We start from the raw sequence: 15,836 nt of genomic DNA on the forward strand, positions 1-15,836 counted from the left end.
CCTCTCCCTGCTATCCCAGTAGCTGATGAATACGTTTCAGTCCTGCCACCAGCCGATCCACCTCTTCACTGGTGTTGTACATGGCGAACGACGCCCGGCACATGGCGGGGACCTGATAATGCGCCATCAGAGGCATCGCACAGTGATGTCCGGTTCGGACAGCGATACCGTAGTTATCAAGAAAACTGCCCACATCATAGGCGTGATGTTGACCCAGATTAAACGCAATAACACCCAGTCGCCCGGTCGGGCCATATATAGTGATATCAGGCACCGTGGCGAGTTGTGCAAGCGCATACTGCATTAGCGTCTGCTCATAGTCATGAATATTCTCAAGTCCCAGCCCACTGACATAATCCAGCGCCGCACCAAGTGCGATAATGCCGCCCGTATTTGGCGTGCCCGCTTCAAACCGCCACGGCGCTTTGGCGAAGGTCGTACCCTCAGTCAGGCTGACGGTGGCAATCATTGAGCCGCCGCCCTCCCAGGGGGGCATCTCATGAAGGATAGCCTCTTTCGCATACAGAATGCCGACACCGGTCGGACCGTACAGTTTATGCGCTGAAAACAGATAAAAATCGCAGTCCAGCGCCTGCACATCGACGGCATGATGCATGACTGCTTGCGCACCATCAATCAGCACTTTCGCGCCATGCTGATGGGCCACGTTAATGATGTCAGCCACCGGGTTTTCCGTCCCCAGTACATTTGATACGTGGGTAACAGCCACCAGACGCGTTTTAGCATCAAGCAGGCCCGCCAGCGCATTCAGTTCCAGCGTACCTTCCGCAGTAAGCGGTATCACACGTAGCTCAGCGTTTTTACGTGCGCAAAGCATCTGCCATGGCACAATATTGGCGTGATGCTCCATCGCGGTAATCACAATGTTGTCGCCGGGCTGGATTTGACTCTCTCCCCAGCTGTTGGCAACAAGATTAATACCTTCGGTTGTACCGCGGACAAATACCAGCTCTTCCGGCGAACGGGCATGAAGGAAGCGGGACGCTTTCAGGCGAACCTGCTCCATACGCTCTGTTGCTTCGGCACTCAGGGTATGAATGCCACGGTGCACGGCCGCGTAACCCTGTCGATAAAATTCGCTTTCTGCGTCAATGACCTGACGTGGTTTTTGCGCGCTGGCCGCGCTATCCAGATACGCCAGCGGCTGACCATTGATTTCGCGCGCCAGCACCGGAAAATCGGCCCGTACCTGCTCAACCGGAAATGTCATGCTTTGCCTCCAGGAAGACGCTGACCGATGCGGGCCAGCACCTGTTTTTTAAGCGTTTCATCACCTATAGCCTCTGTCAGTTCAGCGGCAAAGGCGTAGATAATCATTTGCTGCGCAGCCTGCGCGCTAATGCCGCGCGAGCGGAGATAAAACAGCTGCTCGTTATCAATGCGCCCGATAGTCGCACCGTGGCTACATTTCACATCATCGGCATAGATTTCTAATTGCGGTTTAGTGTCCACTTCCGACAGGCGACCCAGTAAAAGGTTATTATTGGTCATCTGCCCGTCGGTTTTGATCGCATGCTGCGCCACGTTAATCAGACCGTTGAATACCGCACGCCCTTTATCATTAACAATGGTTTTGTGGAGCTGACGGCTATTGCAATAACCTTTGTTGTGCTCAAGCCAGGTGCGACTGTCGCAGACTTCAGTGTTCACCGGCATGGCCAGACTGTTGAGCCGCAGCGTCGTATTCTCACCATTTAACTGGCTACTGGTATTGTGGCGCAAAACTGCGCTACCGAGCAGGAAGCTGTGGCTAAAGGCAGCAGCATCCTGCCCGAGCACAATATCATTGTGCGCAAAGTGATAACTTACCGGCGATTCAAACGCCAGTTTCATATGGTGCAATTGCGCGTTAGCCCCCACGCGCATCGTCACTCTGGCACCGGTGAAATGGCGCATTTCATTCAGACTAACATAATGCTCGATAAGCGTTGCCTCTGCGCCTTCGGCAAGATCAATATGATGGCGATAATGCGCGGTATTCAACTCATCGTCAGACACGCCACGGGTGATATGCATTAGCAGCAACGGCTTAGAAGGCCGTTGGTTACGCGCCACGCGGATGGTTGTCACGCTGGTGGCCAGGCTCTCAGTCAGATGTAAAAAAACATCAGGTTGAATAGCCCCGGTGGGGTTCTGTGTCTCAGGGCCGATATGAATGTCATAGCCGCTGTCTTTTAGGCTGTCGCTTAAGGCGGCGTGGTACTCTCCGTCAACAAACACCAGCCTGATTGCCTCCACATCCAGCGCCATAGCATCACGCTGTTCAGCCGCGATCTCAGCAGTTGGGGCTGCAACAAAAGTATGAGCAAAAAGCCCATCCAGCGGCGTATATTTCCAGTTTTCATGCTTGCGCGTCGGCAATCCGAGCCGCAGCAATTGTTGCAGATGCTGCTGCGCCTGAGGTGAACGAGGAGCACCCTGCGACTCAAAGAGATGATGCCACTGTTGCAGCACGTTACTGCTGTTCGGTAAGCCAGCCATAGCCCTGCTCCTCCAGTTGTTTGACCAGCGTGAAATCACCTGATTTCACAATCCGCCCCTGATAAAGAACGTGGACAAAATCTGGCTTGATATAGTCCAGGATACGCTGATAGTGAGTTACGATAATAAAGGCTCGTTTACCGTCACGCAGCGCATTCACACCTTCAGAAACAATTTTCAGCGCATCGATATCCAGCCCGGAGTCAGATTCGTCGAGAATACACAGCTCTGGCTCCAGGACCGCCATTTGCAAAATATCGTTGCGCTTTTTTTCACCGCCTGAAAAACCAACGTTAACTGAGCGGGTCAGCAAATCCGCTGGCATTTTCAGTAGCTCAATTTTCTCTTCCATTAAATCCTGAAAATCGAAGCGATCCAGCGACTCCTGCCCGCGATAGGTGCGAACCGCATTCAGTGCCGTTTGCAGGAAAAACTGATTGCTGACGCCAGGAATTTCCACCGGATACTGAAAGGCCATGAAAATACCTTCGCCCGCCCGATCTTCGGGGGAAAGCTCCAGCAGATCTTTTCCGCGAAATTCGACGCTTCCGCCGGTCACTTCATAATCTTCACGCCCGGCAAGCGTAGCCGACAGCGTACTTTTACCTGAGCCGTTAGGCCCCATAATGGCGTGGACTTCCCCTGGACGGACCTCAAGATTTAATCCGCGCAGAATGTCTTTGTCTTCGACCGATACCTGTAAATCTTTAATGCTTAACATGGGCTGTTCCCTTAGATACTTAACCGACGCTATGTTCGAGGCTGATGGCCAGCAGTTTTTGCGCTTCTACGGCAAATTCCAGCGGCAGTTCAGAAAAAACGTCCTTACAGAACCCGTTGACGATCATGGATATCGCATCATCCTCACTGATCCCACGCTGCAGGCAGTAAAAAAGCTGGTCCTCACCGATGCGCGATGTCGTGGCTTCGTGTTCAAGCTGAGCAGTGTTGTTACGGCACTCTACATACGGAAAAGTATGTGCACCGCTATCCGGCCCGATCAGCATGGAGTCACATTGCGTAAAGTTACGCGCATTGGTGGCGGTCGGCATAATTTTAACCAGTCCACGATAGCTGTTCTGGCTGTGCCCGGCCGAGATGCCTTTCGAGATAATGGTCGACCTGGTGTTTTTACCAATGTGGATCATTTTGGTTCCGGTATCGGCCTGCTGATGCCCGCTGGTCAGTGCGACGGAGAAGAATTCGCCAATCGAATTATCACCGCGCAGAATACAGCTTGGATACTTCCACGTAATAGCGGAACCGGTCTCGGACTGCGTCCACGACATCTTGCTGTTTTCGCCTTCGCACAGCGCGCGCTTGGTCACAAAATTCAGAATACCGCCGGTATTGTTATCGCCGGGGAACCAGTTCTGCACCGTCGAGTATTTCACTTCAGCATCTTTATGGATGATGACTTCCACGACCGCCGCGTGAAGCTGGTAGCTATCACGTACCGGGGCTGAACACCCTTCAATGTAGCTGACATAGCTGCCTTCATCGGCGACCAGAATAGTGCGTTCAAACTGTCCGGTTTTTTCGGCGTTGATGCGAAAATAGGTCGACAGTTCCATTGGGCAGGTGACGCCTTTAGGCACATAAATAAATGTGCCGTCTGAGGCCACAGCGGCATTAAGGGCGGCAAAAAAGTTGTCATTACCTGGAACGACTGTCCCCAGATATTTTTTAACCAGCTCCGCATGATCGTGAATCGCCTCGCCAAATGAACAGAAGATAATCCCCTGCTCGGCCAGCTTTTCCCGATAAGTCGTAGCGACCGATACCGAGTCAAAAATAGCGTCCACCGCCACTTCATGTCCTTCACGTACGGGAACGCCAAGTTGCTTAAATGCCTCTTCAACTTCATCGGTCAGAAATGAAGCCGGGCCGGTTTGCTGTAATGCACCAGGCTGGGAGGCGCAAGTATCATCGCAGTTGCCGCATGATGGCGCAGAGTAATAGCTATAATCCTGATAGTTGAGCTTGTCATAGTGCGCCTTTAGCCAGTGTGGCTCTTCCATCTCCAGCCAGGCGCGGTATGCATTAAGCCTAAATTCAAGCATCCACTCGGGTTCATTACGCTTTGCGGAAATCGCCCGCACAACGTCTTCGCTAATACCGTGGGCCAGTTCATCCGTTTGTAACTGTGTGAAAAAACCCTCTTTATAATTGAGCGGGCCGGACCACATATTGACATCGTCAGTTGCTTCAGTATTACGTGACATAATTATTCCGCCTGCACGCCAAAACTTTCACCACAGCCACATTCGTGCCGGGCTTTTGGATTATTGAATTTGAAAATTTGGTTTAAGCCTTCACGGACATAATCGACTTCAGTACCGTCGATAAAAGGCATTGCCTCAAGCGGGACCCACAAACGCGCTCCCTCAACATCAAAAAGGAGATCGTCCTTATGTGGCTCACTCACCGTATCCAGCACATAACCAAAGCCTGCGCAGCCGGTCTGCTTAACGGCCAAACGCAAACCTTGTATGCCGGGCTGTTTACTGACCAGTTGACGAATATGCCCGGCAGCGGCCGGCGTTATTGTCAAACCATGCCAGGTAAACTCTTTGGGATCGAAAGTCCCTGAATGCAAATCCATGGATCTACCTCACGTTAAGAGACTGAAAAGTTAACACTATGTTAGTGATAATGATTATCACTTCAACCCACCTGTCGTACGGGTATTCAGTATTGGGGTCTTTTCACTGGGCTTCTTATAAGCATAGACCGTAGCCAGGTACGTATAAAATGGCATAAGAGTTAATTATCTTGTTGATTTTCAATTATTTTAGATGGGGTAACGTCAGCTAAGGCGGGCAATGGAAAAGTTGTATAGGTAATGCCTATTTATGAAATCAAAAAATGACAATATTGCGATAAACCTGATATTTTCAATTAAATTCTGGTGCGGTGATGAGCAGAAAGTGCAACACTGCCCTGTCTTTTAATACGGTTATAGCGATTTTCTGTTCAGAATAATAACCGGGAAACTAATGCCGTCAGCCTTCATGCTGGCAGGGAGAGAAAAGATGACCAATATTATTTTAGGTATGATCGCCAAAATATCAAGAATGGATGCTGAAACAAAACAGCTCTCCGCACGCATTGAGGCGCAATCGCTGCTGCTCAGCGCATTTTTACTGACTACCAGCAGTAAAAGTAACTCTATGGATATGGTCGAAGCCGTCAAAAAAGCCATCAATGCGGCAGTAGAAATGGCCGACAATCCGCACAGAGCGGATGCCGAAATATTGCTTAATGAATTTAATGAGATTTTATCCATGGCACAGCTGTTAACGAAGGTTGGCGCTGAACTTGATGTTAATGCCATGAAAGCGATTGCTGCACGTGATGGTGACAATGCATAACGCTCACCGGGATTGGGGTCCCGGTGAGCGTTAAAGCCAATTAAATATACAGAGACGCTTCACCCGTTGGGCGCGTTTTAAAGCGGCGGTGTATCCATAAATACTGTTCCGGCGCGCGCAGAATTTCATTTTCAATCATTTTATTGATATAGCTGGCAGCCTCGAATTCATTTCCGCGTGGGAAATTCTCCATTTTTTCACCAATATGCAGCGCATATCCGCGCGCATTATCTTTACGCACCATCGAGATAGTCAGCATCTCCGCACCTGACAGGCGTGAAATAACGTAAGTTCCGTTAGTGGTTGCCGCATTTTGCACCGAGAAGAAAGGTGCAAAGGTGCTCCCTTTGGGGCCGTAATCCTGATCCGGCGCGAACCAGACAGCTTCACCGCTTTTAAGTGCATTAACCAGACCTTTAAGATTATGTCGGTCGATCATTGATTTGTTGGAACGCAAACGGCCATGTGTTTGAACCCACTCCATCACCGGACTGTTATGCGGACGGTAAGTTGCCATCATTGGCTGGCACAATCCCATCACCCGACCGCCCAGCTCAAGAGACATAAAATGTACGCCGACGACCATAACGCCCTTCTGCTTACGTTGCGCATCAAGCAGCGACTGATAACCTTCGACATCAAACCATTTGCGTACCCGACGGTCGGACCAGAACCAGGCCATACCGGTTTCAATTAGCGCCATTCCCAGTGAGGCGAAGTTCTTCGCGATCATCGTTTTGCGTTCTTCCGGGTCCATGCCCGGAAAGCAAAGTTCAAGATTACGGTTGGCAATGTCTGACCGACGCTGAAGGAAGCGCTGTGATGTCCGGCCCAGCGCGGAGCCAAACCAGAATAAAAATGGATATGGTAGTTGCACCAGCAACCACAGGATACTCAAGCCGAACCACGTAAGCCAATGACGTGGATGTAAAAATTCAAGTTTAAACTGGGGACGGTTCATATGCTTTCCTTAAGCGGAAGTGGTGTAGCGCTTAAAGGAGAAACGAAGCTATTCATTAGTCATTATGCGATACAGGTCTTAACTGAGACAACGGACAGGAGGATTAAATCCGTTGGCAGAGAATATCATGGTTGGTTTAACGTAAGCGGATATTACATGCGGGTATATTTCTTTTCAGAAATACGCCCGCTATCAATCTGTTATTTAAACAATTGCAGTCGTCAAGCGTGATGTGCAGCACAAACGGCCCTGTTCATCGACAATGTCAATTTGCCAGACCTGATGCCGTCCTCCCAGGTGAAGGGCTTTGCAGATACCGCGAACTCTGCCGCTGCGCACGGATCGCAGATGATTGGCATTAACTTCAACACCTACTACTTTTTGCTCTCCCTCGCAGCATAAATAACCGGCCACTGAACCCAGCGTTTCTGCCAGCACCACTGACGCACCACCGTGAAGCAAGCCGAACGGCTGGTGGGTGCGGCCATCTACTGGCATTGTCGCTTCCAGCGTATCCTCAGTAAGGTTGTCGAAACGAATATCCAGTAGGCCGACCATATTATTCGTGCCCATTGCATTTAATGCTGCCAGCGTTACTGTCCGGGTCCAGATCATCCTATTATCTCCAGTAATGCCTGTAGAGGATGGCGCACCCCACTGCCTTCAATACGTTTCACCTGGCTGCGGCAAGAATAGCCGGTTGCCAGACAACGATTACGCGGCAGCCGCTGCATGGTTTGCTGCCACGAAAGCGCATAAATCCCGAGAGAGTTGGCATGATTTTTTACTTCATGCCCGTATGTGCCGGCCATGCCGCAACAGCCCACGCTGACGCTTTCCAGTTTTGCACCATACCAGGCAAAGATTTTTGCCCACGCATTTGGCGCGCCCGGAAGCGCCGTTACTTCAGTACAGTGGCCAAACAGATACCAGGCTTCGCCGCTCACGTTACGCTGGCTCTCTTCTGTTAATACATTCGATAACCATTCATGGACCAGCATTACATGAAAGTTGCCGCGCTGCGCGCCTAAAACCTGTTTGTATTCATCGCGATAACAGAGCACCAGTGCCGGATCAACACCTACCATAGGGATAGCCAGTTGCGCGACCCGATTCAGAAAGTCAGCGGTTTTACGCGCCGTTTTTGCAAATCGGGTCATAAAGCCTTTAATATGCTGCGCTTTTCCGTTGGGCGAAAAAGGTAATAGCACGGGCTGATAACCGACTTTCTCCACCAGCCGGATGAAATCGGCCACCACCTGTGCATCGTAGTAGCTGGTAAACGGGTCCTGCACGATCAGCACCATGCGCGATTTTTGCGTGCTGTCGAGCGCTTCCAGTTCTTCAAGCGTCATATTCGCCGTACGATGCGACACTACCTGTTGCTGTAACGATGGCGCAGACAGCAAAGGCAGATCCACCATGCCAATGTGCTTTTCTGAAAGATTGCGTATCCAGGGCTGGCTGATAAAAAAGTTAAATGTGCCCGGTGCCCTTGCCATCAGCGGCGCATAACTCTCCACCGTCGCCACCAGATGGTCGCGTAAAGGACGCAAATAGCGTGAATGATAAAGCTGCAGGAAGCGCGAACGGAACTCCGGCACATCAATTTTTACCGGGCACTGGGTTGAACAGGCTTTGCAGGCCAGACAGCCGGACATTGCCTCTTTAACTTCGTGAGAAAAATCATATTCGCCTTTACGCGCATGCCAGCTATTACGCGTACGCTCAATCAACGTTCGCAGGCTGGCGCGCTGCTCAGGCAGCTCTTTTTCCAGCTGATTCGGATCGATTCCCCGGTCGGCCAACAATCGCAGCCATTCTCTGACCAGAGTAGCCCGACCTTTGGGGGAATGAATACGGTTACTGGTAATCTTCATTGACGGGCACATCGGACTTTTTACGTCAAAATTGAAGCACAGGCCGTTACCATTGCACTCCATCGCGCCACGCCATGCTCCCCGCACTGCAATTGGGATCTGGCGATCAAAGGTACCTCGTTTAACGGCATCGACTTTTTTCATGGGGGCATCGATGCCTTCCGGCGGACAAATTTTACCCGGATTTAAGCGATTATTCGGGTCAAACGCGGCTTTAATTTTACGCAGCTCACCATAGAGCTGCTCACCGAAAAACGCCGGACTATACTCAGCGCGAAAGCCTTTTCCGTGCTCCCCCCATAGCAGTCCACCGTATTTCGCCGTCAGGGCAACCACCTCATCGGAAATTCGCTTCATCAGCATTTCCTGCTGCGGATCGCACATATCCAGCGCCGGACGCACATGCAAAACCCCGGCATCCACATGACCGAACATGCCATAGTTCAGGCCGTGTCCGTCCAGCAGCGCGCGGAATTCGCTAATATAATCCGCCAGATGCTCCGGAGGAACGCAGGTATCTTCGGCAAAAGGAATCGGTTTTGCCATACCCTTTGCATTTCCCAACAGCCCGACGGCTTTTTTACGCATCGCGTAAATGCGTTCGATACCTGAAAGATCATCACAAATCTGCCAGCCGATGATCCCGCCCTCTCCCTGCGCCATCAGCGTATCCAGCCGGGCACACAACGCGGTCATCTGAGCATTAATCAGGGCCTCGTCATCGCCAGCAAATTCGACAATATTCAGCCCGAGCATCTCTTTATCTGGCACATTGGTGATAAGTTCGCTAACCGAATGCCAGACGATATCTTCCCGTGCCAGATTAAGCACCGTGGAGTCAACGGTCTCGACCGATAACGCGTCTGCCTGCACCATGAAAGGCGCGTTACGCAGCGCAGAATCAAACGAGTCATATTTCACGTTAACCAGTCGGCGAACTTTTGGTAAACGGGTAATATCGAGCCGGGCTTCGGTGATAAAGGCAAGCGAACCTTCGGAGCCGGTAAGTATGCGGGTAAGGTCGAATTCTGTCATTGCGTCATTGAAAACATGGCGCAGATCGTAGCCAGTAAGAAAACGATTTAATTTGGGAAATTTATCGATAATAAGCTGACGATTTTCGAGGCAGCGCTGGTAAACGGTGCGATAAATGCGCCCGGATGCAGACTGTTCCTTTGCCAGCGTCTCAGCCAGCGCCACCGGCATCGGATGGGTATCCAGAATATCGCCGCCGATCAACACCGCCCGCACGCCTAGCACATGATCGGACGTTTTACCGTAGGCCAGCGACCCCTGCCCCGAGGCATCGGTATTGATCATCCCGCCAAGCGTGGCGCGGTTACTGGTCGATAATTCAGGGGCAAAAAAGTAGCCGTACGGCTTCAGATAGTGATTAAGCTGATCCTTTATTACGCCCGCTTCTACGCGCACCCACCCTTCTTCAGGGTTAATTTCGATAATGCGATTCATGTAACGGGACATATCAACGATGATGCCGTGGTTGAGAGCCTGCCCGTTAGTCCCGGTGCCGCCGCCGCGCGGCGTAAAGACCAGCGTGCTAAAACGCTCTTCGGCTGCCACCCGTGCCAGCAGCGAAACATCTGCCGTCGAGCGCGGAAACACGATGGCATCGGGAAGAAGCTGGTAAATACTGTTATCGGTCGCCATTGTTAGCCGGTCAGCATAGCTTGTGGCGGTATCCCCGGTAAAACCCTGTTGCTCTAATGATTGCAAAAAATTCAGCACCAGTTGAACGACACCTGGAGCCTGAGAAATCTGTGGGATCATTATTGTTGACCCTGCCTGACTGTTATCATGTGAGTGATTAATCGTTTGCGTTGTGCACCCATCGTTTTACCACATTTTTTTCTTACCTGCCTGACAGAATTACACACTATAACCGCGGTCAAAATGACTGGTATCATGATGGTCCAGCTTTATGCCACGCCCGCATTGTGGCGAAATGAAAAAGGTAAATTTACGTTATGGTTAATCCGAACCAGCCCAGAGACGTGCCGCAAATATTGCTGTCGGTGCTTTTTTTGTCACTGATGATTGTTGCCTGCCTGTGGATAGTGCGCCCCTTTATTCTCGGCTTTGCGTGGGCGGGAACCGTGGTCATCGTGACGTGGCCGGTGTTAATTCGTTTACAGCGTCTCCTGTTCGGCCGGCGCTCGCTGGCCGTGCTGGTCATGACATTATTGCTCTTTCTGCTGTTTATCATTCCTGTCGCGCTGTTAGTTAACAGTATGGTAGACAGCGGCGTACCGCTTATTCGCTCCGTATCCTCCGGTGAAATGACGCTGCCGGATCTTAACTGGCTAAACAGCATTCCCGTGGTGGGCGCGCGGCTCTATACCGGCTGGCATAATCTTCTCGATATGGGAGGGGCTGCCATTATGGCGAAAATCCGCCCTTATATTGGGACGACGACCACCTGGTTTGTCGGACAGGCCGCACACATTGGGCGCTTTATGATGCATTGCGGGTTAATGCTTCTATTCAGCGCGCTACTTTACTGGCAGGGAGAACGCGTGGCACGGGGTATCCGTCACTTTGCCACCCGCCTCGCCGCAACGCGTGGTGATGCCGCCGTAGTGCTGGCCGCACAGGCTATTCGCGCGGTAGCGCTTGGCGTTGTGGTTACTGCGCTGGTTCAGGCGGTACTCGGCGGGATTGGTCTGGCTATTTCCGGCGTGCCTTATGCCACTATTCTGACCGTCGTGATGCTTTTTTCATGCCTTATCCAGCTGGGCCCTTTGCCCGTACTGGTCCCGTCCATTATCTGGCTATACTGGAGTGGCGACACGACCTGGGGAACGGTCCTGCTGGTGATAAGCTGTGTTGTCGGCACCATCGATAACGTTCTGCGCCCGTTACTGATCCGTATGGGGGCTGATTTACCAATGATCCTCATACTTTCTGGCGTTATTGGTGGATTGATTGCCTTTGGCATGATTGGATTATTTATTGGTCCGGTGCTGCTGGCGGTTTCGTGGCGTCTGTTTGATGCCTGGGTGAAAGAAGTCCCGCCTCCCCGATAGCCTTCATTCTTTCTTGTCGCATCTTTAATTCGGTCAGCCCTCACGCTGGCCGTTTTTTGTTAGTTAAGCAGAACTGATTAAATATTTAGTGTAACTGTCACCCTGATGATTAATTATGTCGGCTGGCCCAGTTATATTTCGTGAATTCATTAAATTCACTAAACTAATGAGATGAATCCGATCGACGCAGAAGAACGTAAATTCTACTATTAGATCACGGTTATAAATCAACGCCTTGATTTATAAGCATGGAAATCCCCTGAGTGAAACAATGAATTGCTGTGTGTAGTCTTTGCCCATCTCCTATGATGGGCTTTTTTTTATGCATTTAATTTCTGCCATAAAATAAAAAATCCCCAACGTGACTGTCGGGGATGAATTATCTGTTAACCCATTATTGTTTTAGTTCAGCCAGGCTCAACCAGGTCTGTACAACAGTATCTGGATTAAGGGACAGGCTATCGATGCCCTCTTCCATTAACCAGGCGGCGAAGTCTTCATGATCGGACGGGCCTTGTCCGCAAATACCGACATATTTACCCTGCTTCTTCGCTGCCCGGATTGCCATAGAGAGTAGCGCTTTTACTGCCTCATTACGCTCATCAAACAATTCTGATACCACGCCGGAATCGCGATCCAGTCCCAGTGCCAGCTGCGTCATGTCATTTGAGCCGATGGAGAAACCGTCGAAATGCTCGAGGAACTGTTCAGCCAGCAGAGCATTAGAGGGAATTTCGCACATCATGATGATCTTCAATCCCTGCTCACCGCGCTTTAATCCCTGACGCGCCAGCTCATCAATGACGGCTTTCGCCTGATCAACAGTTCGCACAAATGGGATCATAATTTCGACGTTGGTTAACCCCATCTCATTACGCACCCGTTTGACGGCATCACATTCCAGCGCAAAGCAATCACGGAAACTGTCTGAGACGTAGCGACCCGCGCCGCGGAAACCGAGCATCGGGTTTTCTTCTTCCGGCTCGTAGCGTTCACCGCCGACCAGATTCGCATACTCATTGGATTTAAAATCAGACAGTCGAACAATAACCCGTTTCGGCCAGAATGCTGCACCGAGCGTCGCAATCCCCTCAGCAAGACGATCGACATAAAACGCTTTTGGCGAATCATAGCCTTTGATCATCTGCGTGATGTCGTTTTGCAGTTTCGGATCCTGATCGTCAAATTCCAGCAGCGCGCGAGGATGTACGCCAATCATGCGGTTGATAATAAACTCCAGTCTTGCCAGGCCAACGCCTTCATTGGGCAGACAGGCAAAATCAAACGCGCGATCCGGATTACCCACGTTCATCATGATTTTCAGCGGTAGATCGGGCATCTTGTCAACGCTGGAACTTTTAACGCTAAAATCGAGCTTTTCTGCGTAGACATAGCCGGTATCACCTTCCGCACACGATACCGTAACATCTTCATCCTCTTTAATGCGCTCAGTCGCATCACCGCAGCCGACCACTGCCGGAATGCCCAGCTCACGCGCAATGATTGCCGCATGACAGGTTCGTCCCCCGCGGTTGGTCACGATGGCAGCCGCTTTCTTCATGATCGGTTCCCAGTCCGGGTCGGTCATATCTGTAACCAGCACATCGCCCGGCTGAATACGGTTCATTTCGCTAATATCATGAATGACCTTCACTTTTCCGGCACCAATGCGATGTCCGATAGCGCGACCTTCAGCAATGATTTTTCCCTGCGCATGCAGGGTATAACGCTCCATTACCTGTCCGCGGGAGCGCACCGTCTCAGGACGCGCCTGGACAATAAATAATTTGCCAGTATGACCATCTTTCGCCCATTCAATATCCATAGGGCGGCCGTAGTGCTTCTCGATTTGCACTGCCTGCTTCGCCAGTTCCTGCACTTCGTCATTGGTAAGCGAAAATACATCACGTTGAGCCTGCGGAACGTCTTCAATCGACACCTGTTTACCGTGCTCCTGGCTCGGCGCGTAGATCATACGGATTTTCTTTGAACCCATGGTACGGCGTACGATGGCCGGACGCCCTGCTGCCAGCGTCGGTTTATGGACGTAGAATTCATCCGGGTTTACCGCTCCCTGTACTACCATTTCGCCTAATCCCCAGGCAGAGGTAATAAAGACCACCTGATCGAAGCCAGATTCTGTGTCAATAGAGAACATGACACCAGAAGAGGCCAGGTCAGAGCGCACCATACGTTGTACGCCTGCTGAGAGTGCGACGCCGCGATGATCGTATCCCTGATGAACGCGATAAGAGATAGCACGATCGTTAAACAGTGACGCGAAGACGTGCTTCACAGCCACCAGCACTGCATCATATCCTTGTACGTTCAGGAAGGTTTCCTGTTGTCCGGCAAATGACGCATCCGGCATGTCTTCCGCCGTTGCCGATGAACGGACGGCAAAAGAGGCTTCACTATCATCAGACGAAAGCTGGTCATAAGCTTCACGGATAGCATGTTCCAGCTCCCCCTGAAAAGGAGTATCGATGATCCACTGGCGGATCTGTGCACCGGCTTTGGCCAGCTCAGAGACATCGTCAATGTCGGTTTCATCCAGCAACTCATATATACGCTGGTTAACGCCGCTTTGATCAAGAAACTGATTAAACGCGTCAGCAGTCGTGGCAAACCCGTTTGGAACAGATACGCCCACGGTAGCCAGGTTGGTAATCATTTCTCCCAGGGAGGCATTTTTGCCTCCGACTCTGTCTACATCATTCATGCCGAGTTGGTTGTACCAAAGCACCAGCGGTGACGAGCCATTGTTGGACATCGATCAATCCTTTTATGATTTATGTGCAAGAGATAAAACTACTGATTCATCATTTATCCTGACATAGTTAGCCGATTAAAAAAAACGGTGAATCGTTCAAGCAAACTGCTTTTTTTATTTTTTAGGAGCGTTTACCTGATTTAGCTAACTTTATGATTCCGCCATATTTCCTTATCGACCAGCGGTCTATTCAGCTTCCTGAAAATGACTATGGCAGTTCATAAAAAGTAAAAACAACATTTCATTTTTTAAATTAAGACAGCAAATGCTGAAATGTGTTTAACTCAATTTATTTCCTCTGCGGAGGTACAAATAACCGGGATGAATAAAATGGATAATTCTGTCGATCGCCACGTTTTTTATATTTCTGATGGTACCGCTATCACAGCTGAGGTGCTGGGTCATGCGGTGATGTCACAATTTCCTGTAGCCATTAACAGCATCACGTTACCGTTTGTCGAAAGTGAGAGCCGGGCGCGGGCAGTAAAAGATCAGATTGACGCAATTTATCAGCAAACGGGTATTCGACCGCTGGTGTTCTACTCTATCGTCATTCCCGAAATCCGCATGATTATTTTGCAAAGTGAGGGATTCTGTCAGGATATTGTTCAGGCCCTGGTTGCCCCGTTACAGCAGGAGTTAAAACTCGATCCCACGCCGATCGCTCATCGTACACATGGATTGACCCCGGGGAACCTCACTAAATATGATGCGCGCATTGCCGCCATTGATTACACGCTGGCACATGACGACGGTATTTCCTTGCGTAATCTTGATCAGGCGCAGGTGATCCTGCTTGGCGTTTCACGCTGCGGTAAAACCCCCACGAGTCTTTATCTGGCGATGCAATTTGGCGTGCGCGCTGCTAACTACCCCTTTATCGCTGATGACATGGATAATCTTGTCCTGCCTGCGGCGCTTAAACCTCTGCAGCCTAAACTGTTTGGATTGACCATTCATCCCGAGCGGCTTGCGGCCATACGTGAGGAGCGCCGTGAAAATAGCCGTTATGCCTCAATGCGCCAGTGCCGAATGGAAGTGGCCGAGGTTGAAGCGCTTTATCGCAAGAATCATATTCCTTTTCTCAATAGTACCAACTTCTCGGTAGAAGAAATGGCGACCAAAATTCTCGATATCATGGGATTGAGCCGCCGCATGTACTAATGAACTAGTACAAAAATAAAAAATCGTTTATCATCTGTCATCTGAATAGACGCGTAACACGGCCTGCACTTGAAATCGACAGGGATTGGTTTATCGTGATGCGCATCACTTCCCGGCAACGTTGTCGTTGAAGCCTAA

At 50.6% G+C, this 15,836-nt stretch carries 12 protein-coding genes and 1 other RNA gene; 4 read left to right on the forward strand and 9 right to left on the reverse strand.

Annotation, left to right across the window (positions count from 1 at the left end; genetic code table 11):
- Positions 1 to 10: 10 nt before the first annotated feature.
- The 5 genes from sufS to sufA are packed head-to-tail and all read right to left on the reverse strand — an operon-like array spanning position 11 to position 5,107.
- Positions 11 to 1,231, reverse strand: coding sequence for a cysteine desulfurase SufS (gene sufS / locus AC791_RS12610; RefSeq protein WP_049840775.1), 1,221 nt, complete (start codon positions 1,229 to 1,231; stop codon positions 11 to 13).
- Complete coding sequence (gene sufD / locus AC791_RS12615; protein ID WP_049840776.1) at positions 1,228 to 2,502, reverse strand: Fe-S cluster assembly protein SufD; 1,275 nt, start codon at positions 2,500 to 2,502, stop codon at positions 1,228 to 1,230. Before sufD ends, sufS begins: the two co-directional genes overlap by 4 nt.
- A complete protein-coding gene (gene sufC, locus AC791_RS12620) occupies positions 2,477 to 3,223 on the reverse strand; it encodes a Fe-S cluster assembly ATPase SufC (protein ID WP_049840777.1) in 747 nt (248 codons plus the stop codon). The genes sufD and sufC overlap by 26 nt, the downstream gene beginning before the upstream one ends.
- Before the next feature lie 19 nt (positions 3,224 to 3,242).
- Entirely contained in the window at positions 3,243 to 4,727 is a 1,485-nt protein-coding gene (gene sufB, locus AC791_RS12625) for a Fe-S cluster assembly protein SufB (protein WP_049840778.1), read from the reverse strand.
- 2 nt (positions 4,728 to 4,729) lie between these two features.
- The gene (gene sufA / locus AC791_RS12630) at positions 4,730 to 5,107 is read right to left on the reverse strand and encodes a Fe-S cluster assembly scaffold SufA (RefSeq protein ID WP_049840779.1); all 378 of its coding nucleotides are present in this window, start codon (positions 5,105 to 5,107) and stop codon (positions 4,730 to 4,732) included.
- 430 nt (positions 5,108 to 5,537) lie between these two features.
- On the opposite strand from sufA, the gene iraP reads away from it, so the two are divergent.
- On the forward strand, positions 5,538 to 5,876 hold the full coding sequence (iraP, locus tag AC791_RS12635) for an anti-adapter protein IraP (RefSeq protein ID WP_049840780.1): 339 nt from the start codon (positions 5,538 to 5,540) through the stop codon (positions 5,874 to 5,876).
- Between the two features lie 40 nt (positions 5,877 to 5,916).
- Here the strand turns inward: iraP and lpxP are convergent, their stop codons facing one another.
- The 3 genes from lpxP to AC791_RS12650 all read right to left on the reverse strand — a co-directional run bounded on the left by lpxP (position 5,917) and on the right by AC791_RS12650 (position 10,505).
- The gene (gene lpxP, locus AC791_RS12640) at positions 5,917 to 6,837 is read right to left on the reverse strand and encodes a kdo(2)-lipid IV(A) palmitoleoyltransferase (RefSeq protein WP_049840781.1); all 921 of its coding nucleotides are present in this window, start codon (positions 6,835 to 6,837) and stop codon (positions 5,917 to 5,919) included.
- A gap of 204 nt (positions 6,838 to 7,041) precedes the next feature.
- A complete protein-coding gene (gene menI, locus AC791_RS12645; RefSeq protein ID WP_049840782.1) occupies positions 7,042 to 7,452 on the reverse strand; it encodes a 1,4-dihydroxy-2-naphthoyl-CoA hydrolase in 411 nt (136 codons plus the stop codon).
- Positions 7,449 to 10,505: an FAD-binding and (Fe-S)-binding domain-containing protein gene (locus AC791_RS12650; protein ID WP_049840783.1), complete on the reverse strand. Its 3,057-nt coding sequence runs from the start codon at positions 10,503 to 10,505 to the stop codon at positions 7,449 to 7,451. Before AC791_RS12650 ends, menI begins: the two co-directional genes overlap by 4 nt.
- A 197-nt stretch (positions 10,506 to 10,702) precedes the next feature.
- On the opposite strand from AC791_RS12650, the gene ydiK reads away from it, so the two are divergent.
- A complete protein-coding gene (gene ydiK, locus AC791_RS12655; RefSeq protein WP_049840784.1) occupies positions 10,703 to 11,761 on the forward strand; it encodes an AI-2E family transporter YdiK in 1,059 nt (352 codons plus the stop codon).
- A 216-nt stretch (positions 11,762 to 11,977) separates the two neighbouring features.
- Positions 11,978 to 12,085: antisense sRNA RprA (gene rprA, locus AC791_RS19855), an RNA gene on the forward strand.
- Between the two features lie 70 nt (positions 12,086 to 12,155).
- Here the strand turns inward: rprA and ppsA are convergent.
- Positions 12,156 to 14,534 carry a phosphoenolpyruvate synthase gene (gene ppsA, locus AC791_RS12660; protein ID WP_049840785.1) on the reverse strand — a complete coding sequence of 793 codons (2,379 nt, stop codon included), beginning with the start codon at positions 14,532 to 14,534 and terminating at the stop codon, positions 12,156 to 12,158.
- 330 nt (positions 14,535 to 14,864) lie between these two features.
- Between ppsA and AC791_RS12665 the strand changes: the two genes are divergently transcribed.
- Complete coding sequence (locus AC791_RS12665) at positions 14,865 to 15,698, forward strand: pyruvate, water dikinase regulatory protein (RefSeq protein WP_049841627.1); 834 nt, start codon at positions 14,865 to 14,867, stop codon at positions 15,696 to 15,698.
- The last annotated feature ends 138 nt before the right edge of the window (positions 15,699 to 15,836 follow it).

It is taken from the genome of Klebsiella sp. RIT-PI-d, from assembly GCF_001187865.1.
Classification (GTDB): Bacteria; Pseudomonadota; Gammaproteobacteria; order Enterobacterales; family Enterobacteriaceae; genus Superficieibacter.